At 43.8% G+C, this 17566-nt stretch carries 13 protein-coding genes and 1 pseudogene; 8 read left to right on the top strand and 6 right to left on the bottom strand.

Annotated elements, in window-relative coordinates; translation table 11 throughout:
* Window positions 1–131: 131 nt before the first annotated feature.
* Window positions 132–1943 (bottom strand): IS1634 family transposase, encoded by a 1812-nt coding sequence (locus tag ADH67_RS05575; protein WP_066591289.1) that lies wholly within the window; start codon window positions 1941–1943, stop codon window positions 132–134.
* A gap of 202 nt (window positions 1944–2145) precedes the next feature.
* Between ADH67_RS05575 and ADH67_RS13775 the strand changes: the two are divergent.
* Window positions 2146–2679, top strand: a pseudogene (locus ADH67_RS13775) (IS1634 family transposase); the annotation flags it as partial.
* 162 nt (window positions 2680–2841) lie between these two features.
* Here the strand turns inward: ADH67_RS13775 and ADH67_RS05565 are convergent.
* A complete protein-coding gene (locus ADH67_RS05565) occupies window positions 2842–4560 on the bottom strand; it encodes an IS1634 family transposase (protein WP_066592889.1) in 1719 nt (572 codons plus the stop codon).
* Window positions 4561–4974: 414 nt separating this feature from the next.
* Entirely contained in the window at window positions 4975–5892 is a 918-nt protein-coding gene (locus ADH67_RS05560) for a YicC/YloC family endoribonuclease (RefSeq protein ID WP_066592887.1), read from the bottom strand.
* A gap of 84 nt (window positions 5893–5976) precedes the next feature.
* Here ADH67_RS05560 and rph point away from each other — a divergent pair, with 84 nt between their 5' ends.
* The 7 genes from rph (at window position 5977) to ADH67_RS05525 (ending at window position 13649) form a co-directional block, all read left to right on the top strand.
* Complete coding sequence (gene rph / locus ADH67_RS05555; protein WP_066592885.1) at window positions 5977–6696, top strand: ribonuclease PH; 720 nt, start codon at window positions 5977–5979, stop codon at window positions 6694–6696.
* A 2-nt stretch (window positions 6697–6698) separates the two neighbouring features.
* Entirely contained in the window at window positions 6699–7295 is a 597-nt protein-coding gene (gene rdgB / locus ADH67_RS05550) for an RdgB/HAM1 family non-canonical purine NTP pyrophosphatase (RefSeq protein WP_066592883.1), read from the top strand.
* 2 nt (window positions 7296–7297) lie between these two features.
* Complete coding sequence (gene hemW, locus ADH67_RS05545; RefSeq protein ID WP_066592881.1) at window positions 7298–8443, top strand: radical SAM family heme chaperone HemW; 1146 nt, start codon at window positions 7298–7300, stop codon at window positions 8441–8443.
* A gap of 179 nt (window positions 8444–8622) precedes the next feature.
* Window positions 8623–10038 carry a type I glutamate--ammonia ligase gene (gene glnA / locus ADH67_RS05540; RefSeq protein ID WP_066592879.1) on the top strand — a complete coding sequence of 472 codons (1416 nt, stop codon included), beginning with the start codon at window positions 8623–8625 and terminating at the stop codon, window positions 10036–10038.
* A 71-nt stretch (window positions 10039–10109) separates the two neighbouring features.
* Window positions 10110–11177, top strand: a complete 1068-nt coding sequence (gene glnL / locus ADH67_RS05535; protein WP_066592878.1) for a nitrogen regulation protein NR(II) — start codon at window positions 10110–10112, stop codon at window positions 11175–11177.
* The gene (gene ntrC, locus ADH67_RS05530; RefSeq protein ID WP_066592877.1) at window positions 11174–12619 is read left to right on the top strand and encodes a nitrogen regulation protein NR(I); all 1446 of its coding nucleotides are present in this window, start codon (window positions 11174–11176) and stop codon (window positions 12617–12619) included. Before glnL ends, ntrC begins: the two co-directional genes overlap by 4 nt.
* Before the next feature lie 31 nt (window positions 12620–12650).
* Window positions 12651–13649: a radical SAM protein gene (locus ADH67_RS05525; protein ID WP_066592874.1), complete on the top strand. Its 999-nt coding sequence runs from the start codon at window positions 12651–12653 to the stop codon at window positions 13647–13649.
* A gap of 29 nt (window positions 13650–13678) precedes the next feature.
* Here the strand turns inward: ADH67_RS05525 and xth are convergent, their stop codons facing one another.
* From xth to folD, 3 genes are all read right to left on the bottom strand, one after another.
* A complete protein-coding gene (gene xth, locus ADH67_RS05520) occupies window positions 13679–14476 on the bottom strand; it encodes an exodeoxyribonuclease III (RefSeq protein ID WP_066592872.1) in 798 nt (265 codons plus the stop codon).
* A gap of 107 nt (window positions 14477–14583) precedes the next feature.
* Window positions 14584–16638, bottom strand: coding sequence for a M3 family metallopeptidase (locus tag ADH67_RS05515; protein ID WP_066592869.1), 2055 nt, complete (start codon window positions 16636–16638; stop codon window positions 14584–14586).
* The gene (gene folD, locus ADH67_RS05510; protein WP_066592868.1) at window positions 16635–17501 is read right to left on the bottom strand and encodes a bifunctional methylenetetrahydrofolate dehydrogenase/methenyltetrahydrofolate cyclohydrolase FolD; all 867 of its coding nucleotides are present in this window, start codon (window positions 17499–17501) and stop codon (window positions 16635–16637) included. Before folD ends, ADH67_RS05515 begins: the two co-directional genes overlap by 4 nt.
* Between the last annotated feature and the right edge of the window lie 65 nt (window positions 17502–17566).

The raw sequence follows: 17566 nt of genomic DNA, 5'->3' as shown, positions 1-17566 counted from the left end.
TTTTATAAAGTCTGGGAACCTCGATGGAGCCTAGGTTCCCGCAGATTTCTTCCCGTCTTTAGCTTGTAAAAATAAAACAAAACTCTCTTAATTCAGAGAGTTATATAATTTTTGAAGCAGACAAAAGTCACTTATATTGGCAATCTAACTCCGAGACGCTTCGTAATATCAACCACGGTGGTGAGTGTTGGAAGCGGCTCAACTCCAAAGACAGCCATCACTTTTTCCGCTTCTTGGTTTAGATCCACGCTCTTCGAGCAGCTGCTTTCCGGTTTCTCCAGCTCTTGTTCTCCTGTTTTAAGGTACAGCTTCACTTTGTTTTTTACCCCTTCAATCGGAGAGACTGTCGGAGACATCAGCAGTTCAACCATCATCTCCGCAGAGTACTCTATGCCTTGCTCTCGCAGCTTAAATGCCATGAACCTCTCCAAAGCCAGTGCCAGAACACAAACGACAAAGTGACCTCGGATATGTGCTTCTGTTCTTACATAAATCGGTCTCGTACACAGTACTGATTTCATTACTCGGAAGCAGTTCTCTATCTTCCATAATTCTCTTAGTCTCGAGTAAATCTCCTCATCACTCAAGTCTTCGCAGCAAGTAATCAAACCGTAATAACCTGCAAACCTTATTTTTCGTTCATAAAGCTCACGGTTTAATTCATAACGCTCCTCCGGCGCCTTTTCATCTGGATCTGACTGCTTTACTCTTTTCAAAAATTGTCTCGAGCCTCGTTTAAAAGAGGCATCAATTCTGCCGGTGCCGGCACTTACCATTTTTTTGGCTTGCTCCCATTGCAAATTTAATTCCTTCATGTCATGGGCATACCGCTTAGCCGACCAAGTCACTATCAAACGCGGTTTAACAGCTTCTTGTGATTCTTCTTGCTTAACCGCATCAGGACAGTCCATTGTCTTCATCTTCCATGACATCTCTCCTGTTTCTGAATCAAATTTATATTTCCAGCCGTCCTCGCTAAACAAGCTTCCCAACTCTTTGCTGCTGAGCCGCTGAAGACTGTGCGCCACGATAAAAGCACAGTCGTTTTTAATCAGTTTGGAGAGATTGTCTTTGCTGTTGAGTCCTCTGTCGGCTACAACAATGGGTTTGCCCTGCGGACATTTTTCTCGGAACGACTCAACAACTTTCATTAAAGTTTTAACTTCTGCCGTATTGCCGCGGTAGATTTCATAGTCGAGAGGAATGCCGCAACGATCAATTAATAAACCGAGCAGAACCTGTGTCTCATGAGTCCGGTGTTCTTTACTCATGCCTCTTTCACGTAAACAATCAGGTTCAAAGCTCTCAAAGTAAAAAGTGGTTACGTCATAAAAGACTAAGGAACAGTCCCGCGAAATTTCTTTGCATACGGCTTCATCAAGTTTTTTGATAATAGTCGGTTTAGAAGCAGCCAGAATGTCTAAAGCTTCGTAGTGATGATCCAGTGAGACAGAGTCAAACTTGAACAAATGACGGGGACATTGACGCCTCATTCCTCGCCGGCTCAAGGGACTGAGAATACGGCTGGCCACTTGATAGAACACGGCTAAATCTAAATCCCAGGAAAGTTTTCTGTTGTATCCGGCCTTACGGAACCACGCGTTTAATCCAAGCTTTTCCCAGACTTTTCGTATGGGCGCCATTCCGTAATGGAGCCGAGGAGATGAGGCGTCTGCCGAAGAATTAAAAACCGCGGGCGCAATCCGCCGAACCGCAGCCTCTTGGAGCTGTTCTGCACGTGAGGCATCCGAGCGCAGAGCTGTGACTCTGTCTTTTAAAGATTGAAGGTAGTTCGGATCCTCCTTCATTTTTTCAGAAATATCTCCTAAAGCTTCCAAAGTCCGAGAAGAGTTCTTACGGGTAACCGGGTCTCGAAAGGTTTCGATGATGCTGGCGTAATAGTGCGATCCTCGTTTGTAGTGCTGCAGAGCAATAGTAGGCATATCCTCTCCAGAATCTAATTTTTATTAATTATACCACAAAAGTAAAAACTAAGTATAATATAAATCAAATATAAGTTAAATTTGTCTTCTATAAAAAGTGGGAACAATTAAGCATTCACAAGGGTTGGAGAAGAATTTACATGGCTAAAGACGGGAGGCGGTCGATGATCCAAACAGACTTCGAAGCTGCGGGTATAAATCCCTTATTACGATCCCTAAAGGGACCGGTTCTCCTCGTATAAATTGGGACAAAATTGAAGAACAGGCCAAGTGGGACGGTTATTACGTTATTTGTACGAATCTTGAAATTTCGCCTCATGAAGCAACCAGTATTTATCGAAAACTCTGGCAAATTGAAGATTGTTTTAGAGTCTCAAAAACTCATCTGGAAACACGTCCGTGCTTCGTGTGGACGGATCCTCACATTTATGGACACTTCCTTAGTTGTTTTATAAGCCTGGTCATTGAAAAATACATGCTCTTCATGCTTAAAAGGGAGTTAGGCAAAGAAGAAATCACACACGACAAGATGCTTGAGAGCATCAAAACCGCCAGTGTTGTTTACGATGATATTAACCCTCAGGTGCCTCTTTATTTAAGACTGTATGAGGCTGGGTTGTTTGACCGAATGTCCACCGTATTTGGGCTGGACGCTCTCAATCGAGTGGAAACTCCGTCTTCTCTAAGAAGGAAATTACATTTGCCGATTGCAAAAACTTTAGCTACACAGACGTAATTTTTATAAAGTCTGGGAACCTCGATGGAGCCTAGGTTCCCGCAGATTTCTTGATGAATCTGGTGTCAAAGTCGGGAGCCATGGCTTCCGTCTACCTACAAACAATTGCAAGCAGAGAGCTAATGCCGGAAAATCCACGGCTCTTATCGAGCCATGGGAACCTTACCAATAAAAGAATTGATTGTTTTCTGATTTCCGGCTTGTGACATCTATCACACTCAGGCTTCTTAAGAAGTCTGGGACATCATCGGGCAAAAATTTTGCTTTTTCTTCCTGACAGTTTTCTTCTTCTCTTGCCCGGTGGAAACGCATTTTTAAATTCATCAGCAAAATCAAGCTTAGAAATAGAACAAATACTTTTCCTTCTAAAGCGCTTTCCTGGCAACGCATGCGGCGTCCCGAACATCTCTCTTTGAGATTATTGAAGTTCTTCTCCACGATGTCTCTTTGCCGGTAAATTCTCAAAGCTTCAGCTGCCGAAGATACTGAGCTGGACACCAATACGAATAGCCCTAGTAGTTTTTCATTTTGCTGCCACAGTTCTTTGTCGTAAGCCCATCCTAGAGAGCCCTTGATAAAGAACTGTTTACGCAAGTCTGCTTCCGGTTTATTTAAGGGAGATTTAGTTTGAATTTTTTCCTGCAGTTTTTTCAGCTTTTTTAAAAGTGTTTCTCTTTCTCCGGCGGCACGGAAAGGGTCAAGATAAACATGGATATACAGTGGCTTTCTTTCACGATAACCTGTTGAGGGATCGTAGTAAGACCAAGTAGTTGAAGATGTTTTGGCTTGCAGTCCATATTCTTCTAAGAATGTATCCAAGCCTCCTAACTGCAATTCCCTGGCAAAACTGTTAATAACCGATTTACAGTAATTAAGGTTGGTCTTAGAGCCGCAGATAAATCCGAGATTGTTCTTATAAAGTTGGTCAAGCAAAGAAGGTGAGCTAAAGGCTCTATCCATGACTAGGCTTACGTTGGAGGTATCCAATTGAGCGGTGTCTACCAACAACTGCCTTAAAGCCAGAGGATCAGAAATTGAACCTTCCAGAACTTTGTAATACAGAGGTTCTCCGGAGTTTTCGGAAACGATCAGACCCAAGTTTAACTGAGGCAGTTCTGGGTTTTCTTTGCTGTAACCATAGGCAGTTTTTCGGATGGTTTCAGAGTAAGAAGAAATAGAGGTGGTATCAAAGCTCCAATAAAGAGAATTCTGCTCGGAAGATTTAGAGTATTGAATCCTTTTGTGAAGAAATCGCATGACTTCTGGATTTAAGATGCTTTGAAAAACTTCGGAGACTTCCTGAGAGCTCAAGGGAGAGCAAGGCAGCCAAGTGTGATGGCTGTAGATTTCAAATTCTGAGGCAACGGCGCCCGCATCGGAGGCAAAGAAAATAGCCAAAGACAGAAGAACTGCCGCACGGTCTTTCCCAAATACATCCTCAAGGTCAGCCAGCAGATGGGTTTGTTGGGCTATTTGCCACAAGACATAGGAGGCTCCGGCAAAAAATCGAGTGTTCTGATCGAGTTCATTAAAGAAAGCTTGACGTTGTTGAGCCATGGGGTCAACAGGTGGAAGCGCCGCAATATTTGGACCGGCCAGACGTATTGTTCTTCCAGATAAGGTGGCCTTGCAGTTCTTTAAAGCGGGAAACTGACTTAAGAATTTCTTGCCTAGCTCTACTGAGTCATCATCAAAAATTCTTCCTACCGTTTTCTGGAATTGTTTCTGGCAAGTAGAGCCTTCCCATTTATTTCTGTAGAAAATTGCGTATCTAATCCTATGATTGTTCTTAATAAAGATGGGTGAGATAACGCCTGACTCAATGAAAGACTTTTCTTGAGCCGAAGGATCAAAATTTGTTTGAGAAGTATCGGTTTTCATAGGAGATAATTATCACCTATGAAATATAAAAAAGCTGATTCGTAACTCAAAAAGAGCACTAAATCAGCAAGTTATTAAGAATAAGCAAGAAATTGTTAAATTAGCACCTAGTTTAATGGGAAGTCAGGCTTGGAATCTTGCGGTTTCAAGCTCAATTTTTATGAAGACTCTTGGTAATTGAAATTACTATAGAAGTGCTGTCCTTCTAATAATGTGAAAAGTCTTTGCCTGTAGGACATCTTTCATTATTTATAACCAAAACTCCAAGCCTCGTACATGATAAAACTGAGAGGATTGGATTCACCTTTTGGTTAATTTCTTGGGAAGTGAAGCCTATGGACAGAAAGGCAAGATAAAAGAAACTCAAAAGAAAAAAGGACCGTTTTAGGCGGTCCTCTCAGAGACAAAAAAGTCTTATTGAAGGTTCTGAACTTGTTCACGCATTTGCTCAATAACGACCTTAAGTTTTACAGCCGTGTCGGTCATTTCAATAGCACTAGCTTTGCTAGCTAAAGTGTTGGCTTCTCTATTGAGCTCTTGAATAATGAAATCCAACTTGCGGCCCAAGGATCCTCCTTCCTTAACAGCGGCACGAATCTTAAAGACATGGGTCAGCAATCGATCCATTTCTTCGGCAACATCAATCTTGGTTGCAAAAAGAGTGACTTCCATTCTGATTCTGTCGTTGACTTCTTCGGCAGTCAGAGAGCTCTTATTGCTTAGTTCATCGGTTAATGCCTCAGCAAGTCGTGCTTGAAGTTTAGCCTTTAGTGCATTAATGATTTCAGGGACTTTCGGCTGAAGTTCTTTGACCAGCTTTTCAATCTCATCGCATTGACGCAGCATGATTTCAGCCAATTTGTTTCCTTCTTCATTTCGAGAAGTATTGAAACGGTTAATGCATTCCTGAAAACCGGCTAATACAGCCGTTTCAACTTTCGCATTGACGTCGGTCTGATCATTGAAAATTCCCGGCACTTTCAAGATTTCCCCGATAGTCATGTCTTTGACTTTGACGACTTTCTTTATTTTTTTAGAAAGATCGTGAAGATTTTTAATAGCTTCTATGTTGACGGAGCTGATGTTCTGCAATGGACAAGTTCTATTGGAAATGTAAATTTTGCATTCGACTTTTCCTCTTTTGATGTCAGCACTATCGCCAATAAGTTTTCTGACTTTGGGTTCCAGAGAACGCAAGCCGTCTGTCGCGGCGTTGTAGTAGAAATCTAAAAATCTTGAATTGACAGCTCTTAACTCGATTTGAAGAGTTCCTATTTCTGTATCCGCAGAGACTGAGCCGAAGCCTGTCATGCTGTAGATATTGTTGCTCATTTTTATGTCCTTGAATCTTCTAAAATTGCTCTATTCTAAAACTATCACACTATTAGTAAACGTAAATACTTTGTGGAGGCATAGATGGAGACTGTAGTAAGGCCGAGCGGCCGGACTCCTGAACAAATCAGACCGGTTCGAATTACAAAGAATTTCACTTGTTACGCAGAAGGTTCCGTGCTTATTGAAATGGGTAATACCAAAGTCATTTGTACTGCCTCAGTAGAAGAAAAAGTTCCCGGTTGGATGAAAGATGAGAACCGCGGCTGGGTCACGGCAGAGTACGGAATGCTTCCGCGTGCTACCGGAACCAGAACGGATAGAGAAGCAGTAAAAGGTAAACAAAGTGGAAGAACTCAAGAAATTCAACGTTTGATTGGACGTTCTCTTCGTGCAGTTGTGGATATGGAGAAGCTGGGGACCAGAACAATTAAGATCGATTGCGACGTCATTCAAGCGGACGGAGGTACACGGTGTGCTTCTATTACCGGGGCTTATGTGGCCTTAAAAGATGCTGTTGAAAAACTTCTTAAAGAAGGGCTTATTATTGGAAATCCAATCAAAGCTCAAGTTGCAGCTTTGTCTGTCGGAGTCTTTCGCGGACTGCCGGTCTGCGATTTGGATTATGAAGAAGATCATCTTTGCGATATCGACATGAATGTTGTGATGACAAGTGAAAATAAGTTTGTTGAAGTTCAGGGGACCGCAGAGGGAGACCCGTTTGACGAAGAGACATTAGGCACTTTAATCCGATTGGCCAAGAATGGTATTAAAGAATTGATGAAGGTTCAAAATCAGGAATAAAGATGTTGAATAAGATTGTTTTAGCAAGTAATAACAAGAAAAAAATGAAAGAGATGAACGAACTTCTTGCCCCTTTGGGAATAGAAGTCGTTTCCCAGGGAAGTCTTAATATTCCTTCTGCAGAAGAGCCTTTTTTTACTTTCATTGAAAATTCTTTGACAAAATCCCGTCATGCTTCCAAAAAGTCTGGGCTGCCGGCAATTGCCGATGATTCCGGTATCTGCGTAGATGCATTACAAGGGGCTCCGGGTGTTTTCAGTGCTCGATTCGCCGGAGAAGATGCCGATGATGAAAAGAACAACCAGAAGCTGCTTGAGTTGATGAAGACTCAAAACAATAAACGAGCCCATTACGTTTGCGTTTTGACTGCCGTTCGTAGTGCAGACGATCCTGAGCCTCTCATCGCTGTAGGCAGATGGGAAGGTGAAGTCAGCCAAGAAAGAAAAGGCGCGGGCGGCTTCGGCTACGATCCTTATTTTCTTATTCCTGCACTGGGTAAGCATGCTGCTGAACTTTCCGCAGAGGAAAAAAACGCTGTCAGTCATCGAGGCAAAGCAATGCAGCAGATGAAAGAACTCATTATCAATAATTGGAAATAACAATGATTCCTTTATCTGTCTACCTTCACTGGCCGTGGTGTATTCATAAGTGTCCTTATTGTGACTTTAATTCTCATGAATTTAAGAGAGAAAAAGATTCCGAAAGTGAATACGTGAAAAACCTCCTCTTAAGTGTTGGGAGGCTCTCACACCGGGGAGAAGGTCGGCAGATTTCAACAATCTACCTTGGAGGCGGAACTCCGTCGTTGCTGTCTCCATCGTCTATTTCTCAGATTCTTGATGGACTCCATCGAAACTTTGATATTGCGCCGAACGCTGAAATATCCATGGAGGCGAATCCTGGAACCTTTGAATATAAGAACTTTGCAGGGTACAGAAAGGCAGGAATCAATCGCCTCTCAATTGGAATACAAAGTTTTGACGATCAAAAGCTTAAAGTTCTCGGAAGAATTCACTCAAGCGAAGAAGCCAAGCGAGCAGCTGCCGCAGCGGCTGAGATTTTTGATAATTTCAATCTTGACTTAATGTTTGCTTTGCCTGGGCAGACTTTTGACGAATTGGAAAAAGATATCTCAACTGCTTTGAGCTTTGGCAGCCCCCATCTTTCTTACTATCAGCTTACTATCGAACCTAACACTTATTTCGGTAAATATGAGCCGGCTAATTTGCCCGATGATGATATCAGAGCAGACATGAGCGACTTGGTTGCCGAATCGTTAGTTCAAAAAGGATTGGAGCATTACGAAATTTCCGGTTATGCAAGGCCCGGATTCCAATGCCGCCATAATTTGAATTACTGGCAGTATGGAGATTATTTCGGGATAGGGCCGGGAGCACATGGCAAACTGACGCGGGATAAACAAATTTGGAGAACGGTTAGTGCGATGAATCCGGAACTCTGGAAAGAAAAGGTTCATTCAGGAGGCACCGGGCTCGTGAAAGATATTAAGACACCTCAAGAGGATATACCCTTTGAATTTATGCTCAATGTTCTTCGATTAAGGGAAGGTGTACCAACAGAACTTTGGGAAAAAAGAACTTTCCTCTCTTATGCATCCATTCGGTCCACCGTAGAGAAGCTTCAAAATGTGGGCATGCTTGTCAAAACCCCAAATCTCTTAAAAACAACGGAAACAGGTTGGAACTTTTTAAATTGCGTACAGGAAGAGTTCCTGTGCACTAAATAGGCGCAAATGCACTAAAATGGTGCTTTTCGTACGAAGAAGATTGCTCTGTATTTTTGCCGCGGCTTTCATGCACCAACGTGGTCATCGCTATTTAGAGTTATCACTGAAAATGTTGGCACGGTTTTTGCATATGGTTGGTTAACTTCTTAATACACATGCTACTCAGTTAGGAGAAAATGATGGCTAAAACAGCTGACGATGTAATGGACCTGATCAAGGATCAGGAGGTTAAATTCGTGGATCTTCGTTTTTGTGACTTTATGGGCAAAGAACAGCATGTTTCCGTTCCTGTTTCTTCATTTGATGAAGACAAATTCGAGGAGGGCCATGCATTCGACGGCTCTTCAATCCGCGGATGGAAAGGCATCGAAGCTAGCGATATGTTGTTGATGCCGGATCCGGACAGCGCAAGAATGGATCCGTTTACTCAAGAACCAACACTTATCCTTACCTGCGACGTCGTTGATCCTGCAAACGGTAAAGGTTATGAACGGGATCCTCGTTCCGTTGCCAAACGTGCAGAAGCCTATCTCAAGAGCACAGGCATTGGTGATACAGCGTTCTTCGGTCCGGAACCTGAATTCTTTATTTTTGACGGTGTTTCTTGGGAAACATCCATGGACAAGTCCTTCTTTAAGGTTTCCTCTTACCGCGGCCACTGGTCCAACAAGGAAGACATGGAAGGCAGAAATCCAGGTTTCCGTCCTGCAGTTAAAGGCGGGTACTTCCCGGTTGCACCGACAGACAGCCTTAACGATGTGCGTGCTGCGATGTGCCTCTGCCTCGAAGAACAGGGTGTACCTGTTGAAGTACATCACCACGAAGTGGGCGGCGCAGGTCAATGCGAAATTGGAACTAAGTTCAGCACATTGGTAAAACGTGCTGACTGGACACAGATTCTCAAATACACTGTTTGGAATGTCGCTTTAAACTGGGGTCATACCGCTACATTCATGCCGAAACCATTGGTCGGTGATAACGGTTCCGGTATGCACGTTCACCAATCCATTTGGAAAGACGGCAAGAACTTGTTTGCAGGCAACGGTTATGCCGGCTTATCTGAAATGGCTCTTTACTATATCGGCGGCGTTATCAAACACGCCAGGGCATTAAATGCTATTACTAACCCGACAACAAACAGCTATCGCCGCTTGGTTCCGGGTTTCGAAGCTCCTGTTAAATTGGCTTATTCCGCACGTAACCGCTCTGCTTCTTTGCGTATTCCGTACGTAGCCAGCGATAAAGCTCGCCGCGTTGAGGTTCGCTTCCCGGATCCGATGGCCAACCCATATCTTTGCTTTGCTGCCTTGTTAATGGCCGGCATTGACGGTATCCAGAACAAGATTCATCCGGGCGAAGCTGCTGATAAGAACCTTTACGACCTTCCTCCAGAAGAAAACGCCAAGATTCCGACCGTTTGCTCTTCTTTAGAACAAGCTCTCGACAGTCTTGCTGCTGACCATGACTTCTTAACAGCCGGCGGCGTATTCTCCGAAGACATGATTCAAGCCTACATTGACGTCAAACGTCAGGACGTTGAAAGAGTCATGCTTGCCGTTACTCCGGAAGAGTACGATATGTATTACGCCCAATAGTTAAAATCTTTTGACTGAAAAAAAGGGCATCGCAAGACTCGGATGCCCTTTTTTAACCCGGATTATCATCCATGAAGTTAGACACTGACAAAATCGGTGGCTTAAATCTCCTCTCAACAAGCGTACTGATTGTAGATGTAAACGGCATGATCGAGTATGTAAATGCTGCTTGTGAATCTCTGCTCGGACGTTCTAATAAAATTCTATTCGGTTTCCCAGTGTCTTCTTTTTTGCCGAAAGCCAGAGAGTGGATTGGAAGTTATAAAAAGAATCCTTCCTCTCTGTTTTCGGTGCATGCTGAACTCACCGAGCTCATTCTTCGTCCCGGTGCTCTGGTTCAGGTTTATGCCTCCGTTCATCCTCTGCCTGAGGAAGATCAGCTCTTAATCATTGAGCTGCAGCCGGCGAAGAATTCTTTGCTGCTGAATCATAATAAACACATGAACGACTTGTCAGAGAATACAAGGCGTTTGTTGCGGAATTTAGCCCATGAAATTAAAAATCCTCTCGGAGGAATTAGGGGAGCTACTCAGCTTTTAGAGTTCGATCTCAAGGATGAAGAACAGAAAGAATATACCCGTGTGGTTATCAGCGAAGCAGACAGACTGCAAGGTTTGGTAGATAAACTCCTTGCTCCGTACCGTCAGCCCTATAAACCCTCTAAAACCAATATCCATGAGATATTAGAAAAAGTAAGGCTTCTTATAGAGTCCGAGTTTTCTTCCGGCCTGACCATCGTCAGGGACTACGATATAAGTGTTCCGGAAATCGATGGTGACAGAGGTCAGCTAACCCAGATTTTTTTGAATCTTTTACGCAACGCAGTTGAAGCACTTGAAGAGCAAATTAGAGAAAATACCGCACAGCTGACTATTTCAACTCGAGTTGTTCATCATGTCATGATTGGTGCATTGCGCCACAAGACAGCTTTGAATATTCATATCGTAGACAACGGTCCCGGAATTCCTCCGGAACTCCAGGAAAGTATCTTTTTCCCGTTGGTGACAGGAAAAGCGGGAGGCACCGGGCTTGGTCTGTCATTAGTCCATTCCTTCGTAGAGCAGCACGGGGGTTCAATCGAAGTTTACAGTAGGAAAGGGAAGACAGATTTTAGTCTGCTGTTCCCTCTGGAATTATGAAAAAAGTTTGGATTGTTGATGATGATCGGTCGATTCGCTGGGTCTTAGAAAAGGCGCTTCAAAAAGCAGAAATCCCGGTCCAGACCTTTCAAAGTGCTGACGAAGTTCTAAATGCGCTGAAAACAGAAACTCCTTCCGTTCTGGTTAGCGACATCAGAATGCCGAATCAAAGCGGACTGGAACTTCTTTCCGAAATTAAGAAGAATGCGGACTGGAAGTTTCCTGTCATTATCATGACCGCTTTCTCTGACCTTGACAGTGCCGTATCCAGTTACCAAGGAGGCGCATTTGAATATCTTCCGAAGCCTTTTGACATCGGCAAAGCCATTGAGCTGATTGAACGAGCGATAGCAGAGTCAACGGCCGATGAGCAAACATCTGAAGTTCTTCCTCTCGATGCGGAAATCATTGGGCAGGCTCCGGCCATGCAGGAAGTGTTCCGTGCGATTGGAAAACTCTCTCAGAGCAATGTTACCGTATTGCTTACCGGAGAGTCTGGGTCTGGTAAAGAAGTAGTGGCCCGTGCTCTGCATCATCATAGTCCTCGTGCAAAATCAGGCTTTATTGCTTTGAATATGGCCGCTATTCCACGCGAATTGATGGAAAGTGAATTGTTTGGCCATGAAAGGGGGGCATTTACCGGAGCCAACAATATTCGACACGGCAGATTTGAACAAGCAGAGGGAGGAACTCTGTTTTTAGATGAAATCGGCGATATGCCTTTCGAGCTCCAGACTCGTCTTCTGAGAGTTCTATCGGACGGATATTTTTACCGTGTTGGTGGTCATCTGCCTATTAAAGCAAACGTCCGCGTGATCGCCGCAACTCATCAAAATTTAGAAAAGATGGTGAAAGAGGGCAACTTCCGAGAAGATTTATTTCATCGTCTTAATGTAATTCGTTTGCGTCTTCCGCCGCTTCGTGAAAGAAAAGAAGATATTCCTTTGCTGGTGCCGTACTTCTTATCTAAGTCCGCAAAACAGCTCAACGTGGAGCCAAAAGGCATCAGTAAAGAAGCCATGGATATTCTTGCAAAATTCGATTTCCCCGGTAATGTCCGTCAGTTAGAAAATGTCTGCAATTGGCTGACGGTAATGGCACCTGCGCAAATTATCACGCCTGCAGATTTGCCGGAAGATTTCAATAAGGAGAAAGAAGAAGCCCAATCCCATGACTGCCGGACACAAGAAAATACACTGGTTTCTGATGCGCAGCTGCCGATTAACGGCTTTGATTGGACGGAAAACCTTAAAATAGCGGTCAGTCAGCAATTGGAGGCTGCTACGCCCAACTTAATGAAGCAGCTGACGGAAACCTTCGAAAAAATTGTTTTAACAACGGCGTTGGCTGAAACAAAGGGAAAGAAGGTTGAAGCCGCTTTGAAGTTAGGAATCGGCCGTAATACCATGACAAGAAAAATACAAGAGTACAACTTGGAATAAAGTTCTAAACAATAAAAGTTGTTATTGATTAATGGAAATAAGAGAAGTTGAAGAAGCGCTCCTCCAAAATGGAGCGCTTCAGGTACATATAGATCATTTTTGGCGCCAGTGGATTCTTCGAAAAGCACCAACTGCGCGTACACCTCGTTTGCCGTTTTCCGTCCAAGCAGCTGCACAAAAATACAAGGAAGAACTTAATAAACTGGCAGAAGTCGTAGAGGAATGTTCATCGCCCTCTGACGGCACAAGGTTGGTTTTGAAGCTTCATGACGGACAATTAATCGAGTCGGTAATTCTTCCACGTGGCGGAGTGTGTGTTTCCACTCAGGTCGGCTGCGCTGTAGGCTGTGTGTTTTGCATGACGGGGAAGTTCGGCCTAATTCGTCAATTGAGCGATTTAGAAATTTTGGCTCAGGTCGAAATTGCCAGGCGATATCAACTGATTAAGAAAGTGGTTTTTATGGGAATGGGAGAGCCCTCTCACAACCTTAGGAGAGTTCTTTCTTCCATCAACTTTTTAGCGAAGTATTCCGGTATTTCTTATAAGAACTTGGTTCTTTCTACCGTGGGGGACAGAAGGCTTTTCGATGCCATTATGGCCTCTAAAGTTAAGCCGGCTCTAGCCTTGTCCTTGCATTCAACGTTTGATGAAAAAAGGAAGCAATTAATGCCTAATATTCAGCCGATGCCGGTTGCGGATATGATGGCATTCGCAGCTGAATATGCCAAAGCTGGCGGTTATCCCGTGCAATTTCAATGGACGTTGATTGACGGTGTGAATGACGGAGACGAAGAAGTTGAGAATGTTATTTTCTTGTGGAAGGGACAAAAGGCCATTCTCAATATGATTCCCGTTAATAAAATTGCTGGGAGTCCTTATGAGCGTCCTTCCGATGAAGCTATGCTTTCTATAGCTGAGCGTCTGAAAAAAGGCTGCGTCCTATTGAAGTATCGACATTCTGCCGCGCAAGAGGTGGAGGGCGGCTGCGGTCAGCTTCGCGCAAGAAAAATGGAAGAACTTGCCGAATGAGCTAAATGCCGGGACGTCTCGGCATTCGCTTAAAGTTCTAAGGTCAAAGTAACCGGAGCATGATCGCTCGGTCGTTCCAACCCACGAAAGTTCTTGTTAACGACAACTGAGCGGTTGAATTTTGTCAAAGGTTCAGAGATAAGAATATGGTCAATTCTCAGACCAAGATTTCTCTGGAAAGCTTTCATACGGTAGTCCCACCAAGAATAGATCTTTTCTGGCTGGTCATGCTGACGGAAACTGTCGACCAATCCCAAGTTCAGAAGATTCTTAAATTTTTGACGGACTTCCGGAACACAAAGGACTGTGTGCTTCCACTCTTCCGGATGTTTGGCATCGTTGTCTTCGGGAGCAATATTGAAGTCTCCGAGCAGTACTAAGTTCGGATATTGCTTCAGTTCTTTTTCCAGCCAAGCTGTCAAATTGTCTAACCACTTCAACTTATAAGGGAACTTTTCGCTTTCTGTTGTTTCTCCGTTGGGAAAGTATCCGTTAACGATGCGTAATGGTAGTCCGTCTAAAAGAACTGTCATTGCCAAAAGACGGCTCTGTGGATCTTCAAAATTAGGAAGGTTTTTGATGATGTCAGTGCATTCAGAAAAAACGCTTTTTTTTGTCAGTGTGGCTACACCGTTGTAAGTCTTTTGACCAAAGACTTCGGTGCTGTAGCCAAGTTCAGCAAAGGCCCGGATATCTACTTCCTCAGTTGGTTGTTTAAGTTCTTGAAGACAAAGAATGTCGGGTGACTCTTCTTGCAAAAATTGGAGAACGTGGGGCTTTCTTACTTTAAGAGAGTTAACGTTCCAAGTGGTAATTTTGCATTTCATAAAAATCTCGTAAAAACGCATTTTTATCGAAGAAAACGGCAGATAAAAGAAAAATTCTTCCGAATTTGTCAGAAGCAGCAGCCTCTGCCGGAACAGAGGCCTAAAGACTAACGATCCAGCAGTCCATATGAACGCAGTAATGCGTCCGGAGAGGGATCTCTGCCACGGAAGGCTTTGAAGCTTTCTTTAGCGGGGCGCGAACCTCCGACGGCAAGAACTTCTGTCAGCCACTTCTGTCCAACTTCCGAATTGAAGATACCTTTTTCTTCAAATAAGGAGAATGCATCCGCAGAAAGTACTTCAGCCCACTTATAGCTGTAATAACCCGCTGCGTACCCGCCGGCGAAGATATGAGAAAAAGAGTTAGCAAAACGGTTATATTTCGGTGGAAAAACAACTGCCACTTCTTTTCTTACGGCATCTAAGAGCTCCTGAACGGTGCAAGTCGTCGGATCATAGTCACAGTGCAGGAGCATATCGAAGAGGGCAAATTCAATCTGACGAACATTTGCCATTCCCGCTTCGAAGTTCTTAGCTGCGACAATCTTGTCAAACAATTTCTTCGGCATTGGTTTGCCGGTCTCCACGTGTGAAGTTAAGGATTGGATGATGTCCCAATTCCAAACGAAGTTTTCCATAAACTGGCTCGGCATTTCCACGGCATCCCATTCCACATCGGCGATACCGGAAACAGACAAGTCCGTTTGCTTAGTAAGCATGTGGTGGAGGCCGTGGCCGAATTCGTGGAAAAGTGTTTCAACATCGTTGAGAGTGAGGAGGGCAGGTTTATCACCGACAGGAGCGGAGAAGTTGCAAACTAAATAAGCAATCGGTGTTTGAATTTTCCCGTTGACCTCTCTGCGGGTTCTCTGGTCGTTCATCCAGGCACCTCCTCGCTTGCCTTCTCTTGCGTAAAGATCTGCATAGAAGGAGGCGATTTCTTTTCCGGCTTTGTCTTTAATGACAAAATACTTGACTTCAGGGGCCCAAACAGGAGCTTTTGTTTCCTCCACTTGAATCCCGAAGAGTTTCTCAACTAGACCGAATAGACCCTTAAAGACGGTGGGCTCCGTAAAGTATTGCTTAACTTCCTGATCGCTGTAAGAATATTTTTTCTCTCTCAAGCGTTCGCTGGCATAAGTTAAATCCCAAGCCTTAGGATCTTCGAGCTTCAGATCATCTTTGGCAAATTTCAGAAGCTCTTCCATATCTTTCTTTGCAGCCGGTTTTGCCTTAGAGGCAAGCTCTCTTAGAAACTTGATAACTTCTTCCGGAGAATCTGCCATCTTCATGACTAAAGAGACTTCGGCGAAATTTTTATAACCAAGCAAAGCGGCTTCTTGAGATCTCAGTTCCAGGAGTCTCTCAATAATCGGAGCATTATCTTTTCCCGCTGGACTGAATTCGGAAGCACGTGTACTGTAAGCGTGGTAAAGCTGTTCTCTTAGATCTCTGTCAGCAGCGTACTGCATGATAGGAAGGTAATTGGGCATGTGTAAAGTAATCTTGTAACCTTCTTTACCTTCTTTTTGAGCCTGCTGTTTAAACAACTGCTTTTCAGATTCCGGTACTCCTTCCAACTGTGTTGTCTCTTCCGGAAGATACAAAGAAAAATCGTTTGTGCAGTCAAGAAGATTCTCAGAAAATTTCTGGGAGAGCTGAGAGCTTTCTTCATTGATGGCACTGAGTTTTGTCTTATCTTCTTTGGAGAGTTCGGCACCGGACAAAACAAACCCTGTTATTTGCCTTTTCAGAATTCGTTGACGGGTCTTGTTGAGCTGTTTTCCCGCATCAGAGTCTCTGAGCTCCTTATACTTTGCATAAAGCTCTTCATTTTGTCCTAACCAGCTGTAAAGCTCGGAAATAGAGGGCAAAAGTTCATTGACGATCTTGCGAAGCTGAGGGGTATCTTTAACGCTGTTTAAGTGGGAGATAATCGTCCAGCCAAAATTTAAATTTTCTTCCGCATCATCAAGCTTGTCGATAATGTTGTTCCAAGAAGGAGCACTCTTAGATTCGGTTATGCCGTTTGTTGTTTCTTTGACCTTGGCGATTAACTCAAGGATGGCAGGATTAAATGATTCTTCGTCTAAATGATCGAACGGAATAAGCTTGTCCTTGTTTTTAACGACATCTAAAAGAGCATATTTTTGATTTGTCATTGATTTTCCTTTTTTTGGAAACTGTTTTCAGCAGCGATTAGAGTGTTTTCAAGAAGCATCGTAATGGTCATGGGACCAACGCCTCCCGGCACCGGTGTAATGAATCCGGCCGTTTCCTTGACATTTTCAAAGTCAACATCGCCGCATAGTTTTCCTTCCGAATTTCTATTAATGCCAACATCAATAACAACGGCCCCCGGCTTCACCATCTCGGCTTTTAAGAAAAGAGGGCGGCCGACCGCAGCGATAATGACGTCAGCTTGCAGAGTTAGTTTCTGAAGATTACGTGTTTTGCTGTGAGCAAGGATGACTGTTGCGTTCTTTTCGAGCAGAAGCTGTGCCATCGGTTTCCCGACGATATTGCTTCTGCCTAAGACGAGGGCGAGCTTGCCTTCCAAATCGATATTAGCGGATTCGAGCATCTTAATAACCCCGTGAGGCGTGCACGGTTTTAAACACGGAAGTCCGCAAGATAATGCGCCGACGTTATGGAGATGGAATCCGTCAACGTCTTTCGCTACATCAATTGTTTCGATGATTTTTTGTTCGGAAATATGTTTAGGAAGAGGCAGCTGAACGAGGATTCCGTCTACTTCTTTGTCCTGATTTAAGGCATTAATTAAATCTATAACTTCTTTTTCCGTGGAGTCGGCAGGAAGTCTCTGAAGAATGGACTTGATGCCGCAGTCCTCGCATGATTTAACTTTATTTCGTACGTAAACTTGGCTGGCCGGATCTTCACCTACCAAAATGACAGCCAGACAGGGCTGACGGTACTTTTCCGTTAATTGAGAGGCTTTTTCTTTAATGTTTTTTCTGATTTGCTGAGATAAATCTTTTCCGTTAATTAGCTGTGCGGTCATCTGTTACTCCATATGTTGTTCTGAGAGTCTAAACAAAAACGAGAAGGCGCGGCCTTCTCGTTTAG

The sequence above is a fragment of the Turicimonas muris genome (genome assembly GCF_002221595.1).
Classification (GTDB): Bacteria; Pseudomonadota; Gammaproteobacteria; order Burkholderiales; family Burkholderiaceae_F; genus Turicimonas; species Turicimonas muris.
Note: the sequence above shows the minus strand (reverse complement) of the source record. Positions and strands in the feature narration are given on the sequence as shown.